Raw genomic sequence first — 17,558 nt, forward strand, 5'->3', positions numbered from 1 at the left:
AGCGTCTCCCTTGCGACATTGGGGAGATGCCAGGCTCCCGATCCCCGCTCACACCACGTTCACCGTACCGTCATCAGCCTGAAACACCACTCACGACCGACCCAGGAAGCGGCAAGGCCCCACCGGGGAGGATGGCCAACTGCGCCGGCCGAAGTACGATAAGCGAAGATGGCCCCCACCCAGGTGGGAAAAACGACCCGCGAAGGCGATTTTCGCGACTCGATCCGGCGTGGCCGGGCCGATCGGCGACCGAACAGGTAGGCGGGACAGGGAAAGGCATGACTGAACGGGGCAAGCCGGACGACACCGCGGCCGCGCTCGAAGCGCTCGAGGCCGCGCGTAAGGAGCGGGCGCGGTTGAGCAAGCTGGGCCGGTGGTCCGAGGCCGACGAAGCCGCATTGAGCACCTTGCGCCAAGTCCTCTCGGTCGGCTCACCCGACATCGTCGGACCCGACTTGGGTGGCCTGGTCTACGTGGCGGGCAGTCCAAGGCCTGGGCCTCAGACCAGTGGTCGGCACGGGCATCCTGTTCCGCCGGAGCGCCTGAGCGCGACGCAAGCGATGTTGCTGGTGAACCACGGGCACCAACCGCTGGAAGCGGCCGAACTGGCCCACCGGGCCCTGAAGTCGTTCAACTGGCGGGATGTCGGCAGCTTCTGGTACTCTGTTCTGTCGTTCGCCTACCTCGACGACGGCGACAGCACCCAGTACTATTGCGCGCGTGCCATGGCACGCGCGGGTTGGGCGACCTCGTCCACGTTGACAGTGCTCCGAGCTCGTGTCGCGGCTCTCAGCGGAGACTCGGTCACCGCCGTCCGACTGCTCCTTCCTGTCATCGCCGACGGCGTCGGGGATCAATTCACCGAGGTCGCGGTGGCCTGGGCCATCGAAGCCCTGGTCGATCTCGGCGATTTCGATCGCGCGGACGATTTGATGCGCGCCCACACTTTCAGCGGCAACCTGGACGCCGTCGTCGATCGCGCCGAAGTCCTGGCGGCGCGCGGTCTCCTGAAACGGGCGATCGGGCAGCCGGAGTCGGCCTACGAGGACTTCATCGCCTGCGGCCGGGAGCTCGCCGAATGGGGGGTCACCAATCCCGCCGTCATCCCTTGGCGGTCACGCGCGGCGCTCTGCGCCGCCGCGGCGGGACGCGAGACCCTCGCACTCCCCCTTGCCGAGGAGGAGCTCAGCCACGCGAGACGATGGGGTACCGCCCGCGCGGTCGGTACGGCCTTGCGCGCGGTCGGCCTGGTGTCCACCGGGGGCCGGGACATCGAGCTCTTGAAGAAGGCGGTCGAACTGCTGGCCCGCAGTAATGCGCGGAACACCTTGATGGAAGCCCAGTACGAACTCGCCGTGAAGCTGAAGCTCGAGGGACGACACGAGGAGGTCCAGTCCGCCCTCCGAGACTCCCGGGAAACAGCGATTTCGCTAGGCAACAAGGCCTGGGAAATCCGCGCTGACGACGCGATGCGACGCTGGACGGCAGCCGACGCCACCCAGAGAGTGTCTTCGAGGGAACGAAAGGTCGCGAACCTCGCTCAAGCCGGGTTGAGCAACGGGGAGATCGCCAAGCGTTTACGCTTGACCACCTCGACCGTGGAGTTTCATCTCTCGAATACGTATCGCAAGCTCGCGATCTCCGGCCGAAGCGAACTACGTTCCATCGTAGTTCCCATTTTGTAGGACACCAGGCGTCGACGGCCGGAGTGCCCGTTCGACCGGCAATTCTTCCCGAACGTCCTTGCCGGGGCAAAGCGCGTCGTCCGGACGGGGCACTCATTCGCCCCGTTTCTGTGACGAAGGGGCGTCTCGGCGCACTGTTCGGGCACTCTTCGCGGTGCTCCGGCACATCGGCCTATAACGTCCGAAAACAGGAAGTCACTTCACGTTTCCTGGCGCTATGGAACGAAGCCGGACAGAAGGTGAGCCGAACCATGGACCTCGGACAGACTGAAGTCGGGCTGGTTCCCGGCCAAGGAGCATACCGACCCGGCACACTCGCCGTTCCATGGGAACAGGGTGATGAAGCGGTACGCGAAGTGTTCGAACCATCGACGAGGTGTATCGCGCCCGGACCGGCCGCACCGTCAGTTCGGTGGTGTTCGCGGCGGAAGTGCCCTCGCTCGAGGAGATGCTCGCTCGTCGTCCTGACGAGCTCCAACTGGCGATCTACGGCGCATCCGTCACCGCGCACCGCCTACTCGCCGATCGCGGTACGGGCCTGGACCTGTTGGTAGGAAACAGTTTCGGTGAGATCGCAGCCCTGGTGGCCGGCGGGGCGCACTCGGTCGCCGACGGCGCCTCTCTCGTCTGCGACCGCAACGAAATCCTTCGTTCTCACGCTCCCGAAGGCGGCCTGCTGGCGCTACGGTGCGGCCGGGCCAGGAGCGAACTGTTGGAACTCGCCAAGGAGATGCGGATCCGGCACGCCCTGCCGGGAGTGGTCCTCGGAGGCGGCGACCGCTGGGTAAGGCGCGCGCGGTCCGCCCACGTACCGCCTGCGTGGGGACCGGTCCTCGCCGAGGACGCCGTCTTGCTCGGCGCGGGAACGAGCCGCGGTATCGGAATGCTCACCCTCCGCGGCCTGGCCGAGAACTGCCGTCCCGTCATCCATATCCTCGGCACCAACGACCTTTCCGCCTACCAGTACGAAGAACTGGCAGAGGACGAAGCAGCCCATCGGCTCCGTCGCCGGGCGGCGCTGGTGGCGGCCGCTCGCGAAGAGGGCGACGTACCGGTGGCCAACGCCAGGTTGCGAAGGCTCGCACAGGCACGGGAAGTGCACGCCGATCTGGCCCGGCTCACCGCGCTCTGCGGCGAGGGCAAGATGCACTACCACGTGTGCGACACCTGTGATCCGGATCAGGTGCGGCGTGTTTGCGCGGAAGTGATAGCGGCCCACGGCGGCAGGCCTGTCGATCTGCTGCTGAACTTCTCCGGGCAGACCCGCTCCGCGAAATTGCCCGCGAAGTCCCTGAGGAACTTCCGTGCGGTGCGCGACATCAAGGTGGACACCTATCACGCGCTCAAGCACGCTTTCGCTGGGAACCGGCCCCTGCGCTGGGTCAACGCGGGTTCGCTGGGAGGGCTCTTCGGCATCCAGGGCGAGACCGACTACGGCGCGGCCAACGACTTCCTCTACACGGCCGCCGCCGAGTCCTCGGCCCCGGCGGAAACCGCCTTCGGCTGGGAACTGTGGGACGGCACGACCCGCTCCACCGACCCGCTGGTGGGCGAAGTGCTGGACCGGCACATGTCGCGGATGCCCGCCGCGGAGGGCGTCGCCCATTTCCTCGCCGAGCTGGGCAGGCCGGATGCGGTGCCCACTCTCGGCTATTTCGGTGCGGTGGAACAGCGCATCATGCGCGAGCAGCGCCCGTGGCGGACCGCGGTCTGGGCTCCGGAGCCGGAAACGGCTGCTCCGGACGCGGGACCGCTGCTCGGCGAGATCACCGAGCTCGGTGACGGCAGGCTGGTCGCCCAGCGGGAATTCAGCGTCGACCGCGATGCCTATCTGGAACACCATCTGGCCGGCGGGCACCCGACCGTACCCCGGAATGCTCGTCGTGGAGATCGCCGCGCAGGCGGCGAAGGCACTGGTACCCGGCCTCGTACCCGTCGGGGTGCGAGATCTTGCCCTTGACCGCTTCGTCCGCGTTTTCCGGGCCTCTGCCCAGCCGCAGCGGAAGAAGATCGTGGCAGAGGTCGTCGAAGACGCGCCCGGCGAGTACGGCGAGACCGTGGTGCGGGTGCGGATCTTGACCGATGTGGTGGCGCCGGACGGGACGGTGCTGGCCACCGACCGCGAACACGGCAGGATGTCGGTGGTGCTGCGTGACCGACCGGCCGAGTGCCCGCGGCCCGGACCGGATCAGCTTCCCCGCACCGCCGGCGCGGTGGATCTGGCCAACCCCTACCAACTGCCGAATTCGTTCATCTCGCTGCCCGGGACCTTCGCGGCGACCAAGCGGGTTCTCTCCGGTCCCGAAGGCAAACTGGCCACGATGACGCTCGACGGCGTCGAGGTGGCCCGCTGGTTCGAGCACTCGGTACTTCCCGCTGTGGTTTGTGACGCGCTGGCGCAAGTGATGGCGGTGACCGCCGAAGACGGATGGAGCCCGTTGGCGGTACCGCGGACGATGCGCCGCATCGACTTCTACGGCGGGCTCAACGACGTCGCGCTGGCCGCGGAGGAATTGACGCTGAGGGCCACCTCCGGACCGGACGGTGGCCTCTGGGGCGGGGTGTTCGCCTCGGACGGACGACTCGTGGTGCGGATGGCGGGCGCGACCGGTGAACCGCTGGGTTACGTGCATCAGGACAGCGGACACGTGCGGACGGTCGACGAGCAGCGCGCGGCCCATCCCGCTCAAGCTCCCCCGCCGGAGGTGCGGCTGCCTCGAGACGGCGCGGAAAACGAACCGGCCGTGCGCCCACAGCTTCTCGCCTATGACAGCTCGTCCTTCTCACGGCCGGTGCAGCGCTGGGTGGCCGAGCCGGTGCCGCGCCCGATGGAACCCGTTCCGGGCGGACTCCGGGACCGGCGGGTGCTGCTGCGGGGCGCGCACGGCCCCGCCACCGAGGCGGTAGCGGAGCAGCTCACGGCACGAGGCGCCATCGTCGGCACGGCGTGTGGCGCGGAACCGGCGGCGGAGTGGGATGTAATCGCCGATCTCACGCTCACCGGCCTCGACGACCACGAGTTGGGTGACCCGGCCTGGCGTGAGGCGCTGCTGACCACGACCGCGGCACTCCAGGCGGTATACGACCACTGGCTGGAAACAGCGGAGGCGGACCGTTTTCAGTATCTGACGATCAGCCACGGCGATGGGCTGTTCGGCCATTCCGGCGCCACTGTCCCCCAACCACTGGGCGGGGCCTGGGCTGCTCTGGCGAAGAACCTGATGGTCGAACTGCCACGTGTCGTCACCAAGAGCATCGACCTCGATCACGTCGATCCCCCCACGATCGCCAGGGTGCTCGACACCGAAGCCCGCCCGATGGGCGATCAGGAGGTCGGCTACCGCGACGGCGTGCGCCACGTTCAGCGCGTCCGGATCACGTCCTCACCCTCGGACCCGACCGCGGAGCTACCGGTGGGTTCCGGCGACTGCGTGCTCATCTCCGGTGGCGGCCGAGGAGTCGGTTTCGCCCTCGCCCGGGAACTCGCCGCGCTCGGCGCGGAGGTGGTGGTCACCGGGAGACGTCCCTTGACCGGGCCTGGTGCGGAGACGGACGACGACGCCTTCGCCGCCTGGCGCAAGCGGCGTCTGCTCGAAGCGGTCGGCACACCCGGTGGGGTCGCCGAGGGCCGTCACGTCGTCGAAGACGCCGAATTCGTGCGGACCGCGCCGGCCAATCTCACCGCCGCGGCCGACCGCGGTCTGCGGATCCGTTACGAGCCCTGTGATGTCACCGACCGCGATCAGGTCGAACGGCTGGTAGCCGGCTTGGATCGAAGTCCGACCGTGCTGGTGCACAACGCCGCCACTTACCGCGGTGTCCGGTTTTCCCGGCTCACGCCCGAGGAAGTGGTACGGGCGGTCGACGTGAAGGTCACCGGCTTCGCGACACTCTTCGACGTGCTCACCGCCCAGTCGCCCGCGGACCGGCCCCTACGCTTCGTCTCGTGCGCGGGGTCCATGTCGGCGGGATAGTCGGGCATACCGCCTACGCGGCGGGCAGCGGCGCGCTGAGCAGGCTCGGACTGTGGACAGCGCGGCGCAGTGGCGTGCCTGTGCACACGATCAACTGGCCGACCTGGGAACGCACCGGCAACATCGTGCACTACGTCGGCGCCGCCCGGTACGGCTCAACGATGTCACCCGAGGACGGCATCGCGAACTGGCTCGCGGAAATGGCCGCGCTGAGCGGAAACCCGGACCACAGCGGGGAGGCCGGCTACTTCGGCAGGCTCGGTGTGATGGCCCGGCCGCACCACCTGAGCGGCACGCCGTGGCCGGCCGGAAGCCCGGATCGGAAACGGGTGGACACCGGTCGCTGGTTCCTCGGCGCAGTCAGCCGGTTCGTCGAACACGAGCAGTTCCGCACCCGGCGCCGATGGACCCTCACCGAGGACTCCCACCTGTGCGAATCGGGTGGCGCGCTCTCTGTTCCGATGCTGCTCGAACACGTCCTCGCCGCCGGTGACTGGGTACGCCCGGAAGGACATCCACGTCAGCACCTGGCTTCGGTGTCCGATGTGGACATCCGTCTCGCCGGGCTCCGGCCCGGCGGACGCTCCCTGGCCTTGGAGTTCGACGCGGTTGGAACGGTTCGGTCTGGCAGGTGCGAGTGACGGTGAACGACGACACCGGCACGACGGCGACGGCGGTGCTGAACTACGGCGAGCACCCGCCCGAAGCGCCCGCCGCCCCGACGGGAGGACTCATCGGGGTGCGCGCCCACGCGGACGAGGATCTGTGGTGCGGTACGCCGACGCCGACGGCATGCCTCCCGCATCCGGCGCTCGCCGCGATCCTCGCGTCGGCCGAGCCCTCCGTGGGACGGTTGAAGATCAGGCGGCTCGAAGCCCTTCCAGGGGCCAGGGACGCCACAGCCGTGCACATCGAGCCGGGCGGAGGACTCGCGATGGTGGACGGATGGGTGGTACTCCGTCTCAACGGCGTCGAGCACGTGAACGACCACCGACGCAAGGACGAGATCCCCCGCACCCGTTACGAAACGGTGAGCGTCTCGTAACGGCCCCGGGAGAACCAAGGGGTAGCTCGGCGACTCGTCCCAAGTGGACACGCGCGGGACGTTCGTCCTTATGCCACAAGCCCTCCCTTTGTCGTTCCGCCCGACGGAACCGTCGTTGTCGCCACCGAGTGATCTACATAGCATGATGGTCGGTTCGTCACACCGGTCCGACGAAAGCCAACGAGCACTTCATTTCGGTGATGCCGACAAGGTCGTGGTGTGTATCGAGCCACGGCACCAGGTAGATCCGCGAGCCGCACAGGACCGTGCCGAGAGGATGTGCCTACCGTGACCTTGATCCAGACGCCGCCTTACGTTCCCGTCATTTCCGTCGCCGAATCACGCACGCTGGCCGATCTCGAGGCCGCCGGCGGCGCCATCGAGGTGACGCTCGACCCGGACACCAGGAACCGGGTGGACGAGGGACGGCAGTTCGTCATGCGGTGCCTCGCCGAAGGGCGTCCTGTCTACGGTGCGACAACAGGTTTCGGACCGTTGGTCGGCTTTTCCGGACGGGACGCGGACGCCGACCAGTGCGAGAACCTGCTCTCCCACCTCACCGCGGGGCAAGGTCCCGATCTGCCGGAGTCCATCGTCCGCGCGGCCGTGCTCGCCCGGCTGTCATCGCTCGCGCGGGGACGGTCGGGCGTTTCGGCGACCGTGCTCGAGGCTCTGGCGGAAATGCTGGGGACGAGCTTCGCTCCAGCCGTGCCCCGGCTCGGTTCGGTCGGTGCCAGTGGCGATCTGGTTCCGCTCGCACACATGACACAGGCCTTGAAAGGCCGGGGGCACGCCTATGCCGGTGGCGTTCGGATGGAGGCGGGTGACGCGCTCGCATCCTGCGGTCTGCGGCCTCTCGAACTCGACGGCCGGGACGCGCTGGGCCTGGTGAACGGCGTCTCCCTGACCGCCGCGGCGGCCGGACTGGCCATGGCCCAGTTCACCCGCTCGCACCGGATCGCCGGACTCTTGACCGCACTGCTCGCCGACCAACTCGGGTGCGGCACCGACTTCAGCCATCACCACCTCCTCGATGCCTTCGGGCATCCCGAAGTCGTCGAGGAGGCCGCTGACCTGCGGGCACACCTGGCAGGCACCCGGCCGACCGGAGACCGGCCGCTGCAAGAGCCCTACACCATCCGTTGCGTTCCTCAGCTCCTCGGCGCGGTGAGAACGAGCATGCGCCAAGCGCGGGAAGTGATCCTGCAGGACCTGAACGGCATCAGCGACAACCCGTTGTTCTTCCCGGAGCACGATCTCGTTCTCCACGGCGGTAACTTCTTCGGCCAGCCTGTCGCTTTCGCCGCCGACACGATGACCATGGCCGTCGTGCAGACCGGTAACCTCGCCGAACGCCAGCTCGACCTCCTCGTCGACCCTCACCGCAACGGTGGCCTTCCCCCGGTATTGGCCACCGAACCCGGGCGACAGCACGGGGTACAGGGGGTTCAGATCGCCGCGACGGCGATCGTCGCCGACATGCGCCGTTCGGCCATGCCTGCCTCGCTGCAGAGTCTGCCCACCAACCTGCACAACCAGGACATCGTTCCGTTCGGGACACAGGCCGCGTTGAACGCCTTCGATCAAGTACGGTCGCTGCGGCTGTTGCATGGTTCCTTGGCCCTCGCCCTGCGCCAGGCGGTCCATGTCGGTGCGCGCAGGCCGACCGCCCCTGCCTGCGCCGACGTGATGGACAGGCTGGTCGACGAGATCGCCCCGATCGATCCGGACCGCCCTCTCCACGAGGATGTGCGGCGGGCCGCCGACGTACTCGACGACGTCGCGATGTCTGGTGTGGACAGATGACTCGGGCGGCTTCCGGATGTCCCGTCCAGCCGTTCAGTCCGGCTTTTCTGTCCGACCCCCACCCCACCTACGACCATCTCCGCCGGGAAGCACCGGTACAGCAGGTGGTGATGCCGAGTGGTGAACAGGTTTGGCTGGTCACCCGGTACGACGACGTCCGGCAAGGACTCGCGGACCCACGGTTGTCGAACGATCAGACGCGGCTGAAGATCCAGCGGCCGTTCGCCGCGCTCCCGTCGAAGGTCGAATCGGCGCTCACCACCGACATGCTGAACGTCGATCCGCCGGTGCATACCCGTCTCCGCTCCGTCATCGCCGAAGCATTCACACAGCAGAAGGCCAACGCCATGCGGGGGACACTCCAACGCATCTGCGACCAACTGCTGGAAGAGCTGGCGGCACGAGAGATCGTCGACGTCGTCTCGGACTACGCAGGAGCGTTCGCCACCCGCGCCACCGCTGCGCTGCTGGGCATTCCCGCGGAGTACAGCCAGCCGTTCCACCAGTGGGGCAACGAAATCGCTTCGACGATCCTCAAGAAGAACAACGACGACGAACTTTTGCGGCCGGCGGCCGACATGCACGATTTCGGACGTCGGCTGATCGACCACAAACGCCGGGAACCCCAGGACGATCTGCTCAGCAGGCTCGTGCTGGCGCACGACAGCGACGAACTGAGCTGGGAAGAGCTCGCGTCGATGATCAACCTTCTGCTCATCGCGGGCCGTGAGGGCCCCGCGAACATGATCGGCACCGGCATCCATCTCCTGCTGACCCACCCACGAGAACTCGCTCGCCTGCGTGCCCGGCCGGAGTTGATCGAGACAGCCGTCGAGGAATTTCTTCGCTTCGAGGCGCCTTTGGGGCTGGCCATCTACCGGAGTGCGGACGAACCGATCACCCTCTCCGGTGTCACGATACCCGCGGGCGAGCCGATCCTGTTCTCGCTGCTGTCCACCGGCCGTGATCCGGAACGCTTCGAGGACGCCGACGATCTCGACGTCGGCCGTACCGCCAAGCAGCACCTCGGCTTCGGCTGGGGCAGACACTACTGCCTGGGTGCGCCGCTCGGCCGGTTGGAAGTCCAGACGGCGATCGGTTCCCTGGTACGGAAATTCCCGGAGCTACGGCCGGCCGAGCCGGGTGAAGAGGCTCGATGGAATCCCAGTGTGATCACGCGTGGGCTCGTCTCGCTGCGCGTCCGAACGAAGTGAGGTCCGTATGCCGGACACGCAGCACACGGATGTCTTTCCCGCCCTGGTGAAGCTGATCAACCGACGCTTCATGCAGGATCCCTACGACGATCTCGCGAAAGTACGGGAAACAGAGGCCGCGACACCCATCGAGAACAACGGCATGCGCATGTGGGTGGTCGGCCGCTACGACGACGCGCGCGCACTCCTTGCCGACTCCAGTCTCAAGAAAGACCTGGTGGTCAAACGCAAGGAGATCCTGGAACAGTCCCTCGTACGCCCGGAGCGCCGTCCGCGGCTGCCCCACGCCATCAGGCGGAACATGCTCGATCGCGACGAGCCGGACCACACCCGTCTGCGAAGCCTGCTCGCGAAATCCTTCACCTCGGCCAAAGTCGAGCAGATGAAGCCCAAGGTCGAGCGCTTGGTGACCGACCTGCTGGACGCCATTCCACTGGGCAGGCCAATCGACCTCATCGAGGAGTTCACCCGGCCGCTGGCCGTGACGATCATCGCCGATCTGCTCGGCGTCCCGGCCGAAAGCCGTGAGGACTTCCCCACTTGGGAGAACGACATCCTGACCGCCCCGGACATCCCGCAGATCGAAGAAGCGGGGGCGGCTCTCGTCGGATTCTCGGAAAGCCTCCTCGCGGCGAAGAAACTCGACCCAGGGCCGGATCTGATCAGCGGGCTCGTCGAAGACCACCGCAACGGTGCACTCGACGACGTCGAGCTGATCTCGATGGTCACGTTGATGCTCATCGCGGGAATGGAACCGGGAAGCGCGCTCTCGAACGGCCTCTTCACGCTGCTCCGGCACCCCGCGCAACTGAGCGCTCTCGCCGAAGATCCCGGTTTGCTGACCGGCTGCATCAACGAGATCCTGCGCTACGAGAGCCCGTTCAGGATGCTCACGCCTCGGTACTCCGAATGCCCGATGAAGCTAGGCGACACGACGATCCCGGCCAACGAGCTCATCCTCGTGTCCGTCGCGGCGGCGAACCGCGACCCACGTTGGTTCGAAAACCCCGACGAGTTCGACATAACCCGCGACGCACGAGGGCATCTCGGATTCGGCCGAGGTACTCATCGTTGTCTCGGCGCCCAACTGGGGTGGCTGGAGATGGAAACCGCGTTGACCCGATTGCTGAGCCGATTCTCAATCAGGCTCGCCGTCCCGGCCGACGAGGTGGTCTGGCGTCCCGGCATGTTCATGCGACGCCTGCAGGCCTTGCCCGTGGTACTCACCGAACTCGCTTGCTCCGAAAGGTGATCCGTTGTGGAACGACTTGAACTGGGCGCGACCGACCTCGTCGTATCGAGGCTCGGCCTTGGCACGATGACCTGGGGCGGAGTGACCGACGAGGAGGCCGCGGCCGAACAGCTGAAGGCTTTCATCGAGGCGGGCGGGAACTTCCTGGACACCGCCGACGTCTACGCCGGCGGCCGGGCCGAAGAGACGATCGGCAAGTTGCTCGGCGGTGTCGTCGCCCGGGAGGACATCGTGCTCGCGAGCAAAGCTGTCGGTGTGCTGGACGGAGAACCTCGGCCGAGGTCGGACGCTTCGAAGCGGCATCTCCTCGAAGCACTCGACGCCTCACTGCGCAGGCTCGGCACCGACCATCTCGACCTGTGGCAAATGCACGCTTGGGACTCCACGGTCCCGCTGGAAGAGACCATGGAGGCGATCGACGTCGCCGTGTCGAGCGGCCGTGTCCGCCACGCGGGGATCTGCAACTACTCGGGTTGGCAGACGATGAAGGCGACCGGAATCCAGAAGGCACAGGGCCGGCCTCCGCTGGCTTCGACGCAGGTCGAGTATTCCCTGCTGGAACGGGGTATCGAGCGCGAGGTCGTTCCCGCCGTCCAGGATCAGAACCTCGGGATTCTCTGCTGGGCGTCCTTAGGCCGCGGGGTACTGACGGGCAAGTACCGCAACGGCGTCCCGGAGCGACGGTTGAAGAGCAAACCCTTCCAGGCCTATGTCGGTCAGCGCCTTGACGAACACTCGACGCGAATCGTCGCGGCGGTCGCCGAGGCGGCGGACACACTGGGTGTCGGCATGGTGGACATCGCCCTTTCCTGGCTATGGCGACAACCGTGGGTGACCGTCGCACTCGTGGGTGCGAGGAACTCGGCTCAGCTCCAAGATTCCCTCGCGGCCGCCACCAAGAACTTCACCCTCCCCGAGGACACACTCTCCAGTCTCAGCCTGGTGTCCAGGCCCCAGCGCGGCTATCCGGAAAACGGAGTCTGAGCACAACCGACAGCCAGAGCAACACCAGCAGGAGGCAATGATGTCATCGGTTTTCGAGACCCGGGAAGCGGAACGTCTCAAGAAATGGGACCGGTACTGGCGAGAACTTCCACCTGGAGAGGGCGTCGCCGTCTGGGACACCCCCGCGGCGAGCAACGTCGGCACCCATATGTCATGGATGGAACCGTATTTCGAAAAGTCCCTGCCCGTCCTCGACATCGGGTGCGGGAACGGCACGCAGACGGCCCACCTGACCGGGAAATACGAACGGGTCCTAGGCCTCGAGATCTCCGAATCCGCGGTCGAGGCCGCCAGTGAAGCACACCGGCACCCTGGCCTGGAATTCCGCCAGTTCGACATTCTGAGCGATCCGGCAACGGCGACACTGCACGACGAACTCGGCGACTGCAACATCTACGTCCGAACGCTACTGCATGTCTTCCCCAAGGACGAACAACTCGCCGCGGCGGCCAACCTGGCCCGACTTCTCGGAAACACCGGCCACATCCTAATCCTCGAAATGCCGCACTCCGCGGGCCCGGTGTTCGAGGCAGGACTGAACCAAAGCGAGGATTCACTTCCCAAGGTGCGCCGGAACATCAGTTACGATGTGATCGGAGCCAATCTGGCCGACGGCGAAATAGCCGAGATCCTCGACAAGGCCGGGATCGAAACAGTGGAGCACGGCACGACACTGATGCCGTCCACCGATCGCCTGAGCGACGGAACCGCACTGGAAATTCCACTGGAATACGTTTTGGGCAGGAACCATCCGTGAAGGTCGGCTGACGGCCGTCTCCCGCAGCGACGGACGCCAACGAAATGTGCTCGTCAGAAGGGAAAGACATGGACGCGTCCGGAAAGCTGTCCGTCGTTCTCGTGCAGCAAGGCGTCTGGGACTCGGAACTGGAATCGATGCCCCTGGCGAGCGGATACCTCAAGGCGTCCGCTCTCGCGGACGAGAGGCTCAACCGGGAAACCGCGGTCTCCATCCGCAACTATCGCGGGAGGGTGACGACGTCCGGTATGGCGAACGACCTCTTCGGCGACGCCGTTCCGGATGTCCTGGCCTTCTCGGTATGCGGCTGGAACTTCCGCCAGTTCGGCGCCTTGGCCGAGACCTTCAAGCAGCTCAATCCCCAGGGTTGGGTGATTTTCGGCGGAACGCACGTCGCGCACCAGGGCGAGCGGACCTTCCGCATGTTCCCCGCGGTCGACGTGGTCGTCGACGGCGAGGGAGAATTCGTCTTTCCCGAACTCCTGCACGCGGTCCTGGACCGACGGCGGCCCGACGACCTGGACGATCTCGCCGGGCTGACCTACCGTGACAGGCAAGGCAGCGTCATCAGCACCGACGCCCGGCCGCGCATCACGAACCTCGACGATGTGCCGTCACCCTTCCTCACCGGCGCGATCGAGCTCACCGATGGGAACGGCCGTTTCCGTTACGACGTCGCCCTCATGGAGACGAACCGCGGCTGCCCCTACAAATGTGCGTTCTGCTACTGGGGAGGAGCGACCGGCCAGAAGGTGCGCGCGTTCTCACGGGAACGCCTCCGTGCCGAACTGGAAGTGTTCGCCAAACTCGAGGTGCACACAATCGTCCTCTGCGATGCCAACTTCGGGATGTTGCCCGGCGACGAACAGTTCGTCGAAGACGTCATCGAGCTCCGAGAGCGTTATGGTTTCCCTCGCGCGATAGAGGCCTCTTGGGCGAAGAACAAGTCCAAGACGTTCTTCCGGATAGTCCGTCGCATGAAGGAGACGGGTATGCGCAGTTCGTTCACCCTGGCGCTGCAGACTCTGGACGACGACGCGCTCGACCTGATGAACCGGCGGAACATGAAGGTCAACGACTGGGAGGAACTGGTCGCCTGGCTGGCGGCCGAAGGGCTGGACTGCTACGCCGAGCTGATCTGGGGAGCTCCCGGCGAAACGATCGAATCCTTCATGGCAGGCTACGACCGGCTTTCGGCGAAAGTGTCGCGCATCGCCTGCTACCCGATGCTACTGCTCCCCAACACCGATTACACCGAAAAGAAGGAGCTGCACGGGCTGGTGACGGTGCGCGGGGACAACGACGACTTCGAATACGTTCTCGCCAACCGATCGGTGTCCTTCGCGCAGAATCAGAAGATGGCACGCTTCCTGTACTGGGCGCGGGTCGTGGCGGAGATGTGCGTGCTGCGCCACACTTGGGTCGGGCTCCGCGGGCTGACCTCGATAACCCAATCCGAGGCGCTCCTCGACTTCGACGAATGGCTGCTCACCACCGACAATCCCGCCGCCGAGCCCCTCCGTGTCGCGGCGCGGCCCACGATCGGCGGTGCCGGCGATCTGGAAACGGCGATCACGCTGTTCTACACGGACAAGGCGACCAAGCAGCTGCTGCGTGCTTGGTGGACGGAGAGCATCCTTCCCCGGGTGCCGGATGGCCATCGATCCCTGCTTCAGGCGATCTTCGATTTCGATCTGCTGACTCAGCCGGTGACGGCGGACTCAGACGATCCGCGGCCGCAACGGGTGTCGGTGCGCTGCGGTGAGTACTACGTCCTCAAAGATGTCAAGCTGCGGTATGACATTCCGGGGATACTCGGCACTTTGCGCAGAGGTGAGACACCCAGCCTCTCGCCCGACCCGACCGTCGTGGACCTGTACTACCGCGTGGGGGCGGACGATGTCGTCCGCTCCACGAATCACGAAACGATCATCCACTTCATGGGGCAGACGACCGAGGAAGTGATGGCGAACGCGGGCGTCACTTCCTCCGACTTCACCCTGAACGCAGAGGAGGTCGCGTAATACCACGGGGGGTCGCGAGTGGCGATTCGTGTTCTAGCGAGCCCTCTGTTATTGAGGAACGAGGCAAAGGTGTCTGGTCGCGGGGATTCGCTCGCGGCCGCGGGGAGGCCGTGTCGCGAAAGCCACTTTCGGGACCTCAGGCGTCGCGAAAGTGGCTTTCGCGACGCATCTCGACCAAGGGTTTCAGCGACAGCGCCGGCTCAGCGAAGCACCCTCTTCGCTACCGCCCCCTGCCCCGATGAAGGGCTTCTTCGATCGCTTCAAGGCAGGCAGAAGGCTTCCGTTGCGTAGCTCTGGACTGACCACGGGAGCCGACCGCGTCTTGAGTGTCCACAGGGGACAATTCGAGCGGTAAAATGTCCGGTTTGATACCCATATGAACGGTTTCGAGTGGGGACGTGAGTGGTAATGACGATTAGAACGATCATTGCCACTCACGGCCCCCGCGAAAGTACCCAAAATGGACACCGTTGCCTGACTGATGTCCCTTGTGGACGGTCAAAACCGCACCAGGCTCACCAGCGACCCACCCCCCGCCGACTCGGTCATGCCACACCCCTCAAAAGAGCCTGAGCGGGTCGATGGCGGTGCCGGAGTGGTCCCGATAGGACGCGGACCGGCACGGGACGCTTCCGTCATAGGAATGTTCCTCCTTCGGGCACCGGACACCGATCCAACGACATCAGGGCAATCCGGCGGATATTCGGGCACTGTTCAGCTACGCGTCTTCGCGTGAAATACCGCTCCGGATATCCCAGGGATCGGGAAAAACCTCGCCGAAGGTGCAGGACTGCTGACCATTATGACCAATCCACGCCGTTCCCGACGCCGCCTACGACGAGTTCGGGTTACATATCATCGAACGCGTCGGCTCCTAGATGACCTGCACAGTTCACCGAAGCAAAGGAAACGTCGAAATCATGCATGACAACCGGTCGATTTCGCGACGGCGCGGGCTCGGCCGAGGCCGCGCGTGGAGCCTGTTCGAACGCGTGGCACCGTTGGCCGCTCTTCTGCTCGTCTCCGCCTGCACCGCAGGTACCACCGCCCCGGCAGCGAACGGATTCGTGCGGGTCGACCAGGTCGGCTACGGCACCACCGAGACGAAACACGCCTACCTGATGAACGCGGGCGGCGCCTCGCCGTTCCGGGTGGTCGATGAGTCCGGACGCACCGTCCTCGACGGCACCGCCGGCGCGTCGACCGGTGCCTGGAACAGCGGCTTCCCCAGCGTGCGCGTACTGGACATCTCAGCGGTACGCACGCCGGGCGGCTACCGGATCCTGGCCGAGGGCGCGGAACCGTCCCCGCTGTTCCGAATCGACTCGTCGGCCACCCTTTTCGCGCCGCAGGTCGCGGCGAACGTCCGCTTCTTCCAAGCCCAGCGCGACGGTTCCGGGGTTCTGGCATCCACCGTGGACCGCAAGCCCGCGCATTTGAACGACGCGCGGGCGACGGTGTACGAAGTCCCCCGCTACGACGAAGAAGGCACCGAGTTGCAGGACGAGCGGCTCGTCCGGGCAGGCGGACCGGTCGACGTCGCCGGCGGCTGGTTCGACGCGGGCGACTTCCTCAAGTTCACCCACACGACCGCCTACAGCCTCGGCTCCCTCCTCATGGCCCAACGGGATTCGCGTGCGGCCGGAGCCGAACTGGCGGCCGAGACCAGGCATGGGCTGGCCTGGCTGGACAAGATGTGGAACGCGGAGGCGGGCACCCTGCTCGCGCAGGTCGGGATCGGCGCCGGCAACGAGAACGTGCGCAGTGACCACGACGTGTGGCGACTGCCCGAAGCCGACGAAGCACCGGGAGCGGATCCGGCGCTGGCGCGGCGTCCGGTGTTCCGTGCCGCCGGACCGGGCGCCTCGATCAGCCCCAACCTCGCCGGAAAGGTCGCGGCCGCCTTCGCCCTCGCCGCACAGACGAGCACCGGCGCGGATGCCCGTCACGCCTTGGACGAGGCCGCTCGCGTCTACGAGCTCGCGGACCGGGAACCCGACACGCTGACCACCGCGTACCCGCCGTCCTTCTATCCGGAAGCGTCCTGGCAGGACGACATGGAGTTCGCCGCGACCGAGCTCGCCATGGCGGGCAAGGCGCTCGGTGATCCGCGGGCCGGGCGGTGGGCGCGGGACGCCGGCAGGTGGGCTGCGGCCTACCTGACCTCCGACGCCCTCGGCACCCTGGGTGTCGGCGACGTCAGCGCGCTCGCGCACGCGGACCTGGTCGGGCTCATCGACGCCGGGAGCCTCGTGGGCGACGTCACCCGCGATCGGCTGACCGGCGACCTCGCGCGCCAGCTCGAAGACGGACTGGCGCGGGCGGCCAAGGATCCGTTCGGCGCGGGCGCCGACCAGCTCGAATTCGATTCCGTGCCGCATACTTTCGGCCTCGCGACGACCGCGCTGCTGCACCGCCGGACGACCGGCCAGGACACCTACACCGCCTTCGGCACCCACCAACGGAACTGGGCGCTCGGCGCCAACGCCTGGGGCATGTCGTTCGTGATCGGATCCGGCGCCGTGTCCCCGCGGTGCCCGGAGCACCAGGCCGCGAACCTCACCGGCAAGGAACTCACCGGCGCCGTGGTCAACGGCCCGAACAAGGCCGAAGCGTTCGCGGAGCTCAACCGGTTCCCGACCATGCGCCCCTGTCTCGTCGGCGGTTTCGAGCGCTTCGACGGCCGAGGAGCGCGGTTCGTCGACGACGTCGGAGCCTGGCAGAGCGTCGAACCGGCCATCGACTTCACCGCCACCGCCCTGCTCACCTTCGCCCTCGCGTGCCGCTGTTGAGGGC

General features: G+C 66.5%; 12 protein-coding genes. All 12 read left to right on the forward strand.

The window, feature by feature from the left end; genetic code table 11:
• The first annotated feature begins 356 nt into the window (after positions 1-356).
• A complete protein-coding gene (locus H074_RS25485) occupies positions 357-1,685 on the forward strand; it encodes a LuxR family transcriptional regulator (protein ID WP_235096874.1) in 1,329 nt (442 codons plus the stop codon).
• A gap of 367 nt (positions 1,686-2,052) precedes the next feature.
• The gene (locus H074_RS25490) at positions 2,053-3,645 is read left to right on the forward strand and encodes a KR domain-containing protein (protein ID WP_268744778.1); all 1,593 of its coding nucleotides are present in this window, start codon (positions 2,053-2,055) and stop codon (positions 3,643-3,645) included.
• Positions 3,560-5,659, forward strand: a complete 2,100-nt coding sequence (locus H074_RS25495; protein WP_039923393.1) for a KR domain-containing protein — start codon at positions 3,560-3,562, stop codon at positions 5,657-5,659. Before H074_RS25490 ends, H074_RS25495 begins: the two co-directional genes overlap by 86 nt.
• Positions 5,632-6,300, forward strand: a complete 669-nt coding sequence (locus H074_RS25500; protein WP_152521495.1) for a hypothetical protein — start codon at positions 5,632-5,634, stop codon at positions 6,298-6,300. Before H074_RS25495 ends, H074_RS25500 begins: the two co-directional genes overlap by 28 nt.
• 2 nt (positions 6,301-6,302) lie before the next feature.
• Positions 6,303-6,704, forward strand: coding sequence for a hypothetical protein (locus H074_RS25505; RefSeq protein WP_152521496.1), 402 nt, complete (start codon positions 6,303-6,305; stop codon positions 6,702-6,704).
• Between the two features lie 288 nt (positions 6,705-6,992).
• A complete protein-coding gene (locus tag H074_RS25510) occupies positions 6,993-8,510 on the forward strand; it encodes an aromatic amino acid ammonia-lyase (RefSeq protein ID WP_007032951.1) in 1,518 nt (505 codons plus the stop codon).
• 110 nt (positions 8,511-8,620) lie between these two features.
• Positions 8,621-9,724, forward strand: coding sequence for a cytochrome P450 family protein (locus H074_RS25515; RefSeq protein ID WP_007032952.1), 1,104 nt, complete (start codon positions 8,621-8,623; stop codon positions 9,722-9,724).
• 7 nt (positions 9,725-9,731) lie between these two features.
• Positions 9,732-10,976 carry a cytochrome P450 family protein gene (locus H074_RS25520; protein ID WP_007032953.1) on the forward strand — a complete coding sequence of 415 codons (1,245 nt, stop codon included), beginning with the start codon at positions 9,732-9,734 and terminating at the stop codon, positions 10,974-10,976.
• A 6-nt stretch (positions 10,977-10,982) separates the two neighbouring features.
• Complete coding sequence (locus H074_RS25525; RefSeq protein ID WP_007032954.1) at positions 10,983-11,960, forward strand: aldo/keto reductase; 978 nt, start codon at positions 10,983-10,985, stop codon at positions 11,958-11,960.
• 40 nt (positions 11,961-12,000) lie between these two features.
• Positions 12,001-12,738, forward strand: a complete 738-nt coding sequence (locus tag H074_RS25530; RefSeq protein ID WP_161630697.1) for a class I SAM-dependent methyltransferase — start codon at positions 12,001-12,003, stop codon at positions 12,736-12,738.
• A 68-nt stretch (positions 12,739-12,806) separates the two neighbouring features.
• On the forward strand, positions 12,807-14,762 hold the full coding sequence (locus H074_RS25535; protein ID WP_007032956.1) for a KedN5 family methylcobalamin-dependent radical SAM C-methyltransferase: 1,956 nt from the start codon (positions 12,807-12,809) through the stop codon (positions 14,760-14,762).
• 920 nt (positions 14,763-15,682) lie between these two features.
• Positions 15,683-17,554 carry a glycoside hydrolase family 9 protein gene (locus H074_RS25540; protein WP_007032957.1) on the forward strand — a complete coding sequence of 624 codons (1,872 nt, stop codon included), beginning with the start codon at positions 15,683-15,685 and terminating at the stop codon, positions 17,552-17,554.
• Positions 17,555-17,558 lie beyond the last annotated feature (4 nt).

The sequence above is a fragment of the Amycolatopsis decaplanina DSM 44594 genome (genome assembly GCF_000342005.1).
Lineage (GTDB): Bacteria > Actinomycetota > Actinomycetes > Mycobacteriales > Pseudonocardiaceae > Amycolatopsis > Amycolatopsis decaplanina.

Coding starts and splice junctions, on each gene's coding strand:
- H074_RS25515 (WP_007032952.1), top strand. CDS start 8,621: ATGCCGAGTGGTGAACAGGTTTGGCTGGTCACCCGGTACGACGACGTC.
- H074_RS25535 (WP_007032956.1), top strand. CDS start 12,807: ATGGACGCGTCCGGAAAGCTGTCCGTCGTTCTCGTGCAGCAAGGCGTC.
- H074_RS25495 (WP_039923393.1), top strand. CDS start 3,560: ATGCTCGTCGTGGAGATCGCCGCGCAGGCGGCGAAGGCACTGGTACCC.
- H074_RS25530 (WP_161630697.1), top strand. CDS start 12,001: ATGTCATCGGTTTTCGAGACCCGGGAAGCGGAACGTCTCAAGAAATGG.
- H074_RS25520 (WP_007032953.1), top strand. CDS start 9,732: ATGCCGGACACGCAGCACACGGATGTCTTTCCCGCCCTGGTGAAGCTG.
- H074_RS25540 (WP_007032957.1), top strand. CDS start 15,683: ATGCATGACAACCGGTCGATTTCGCGACGGCGCGGGCTCGGCCGAGGC.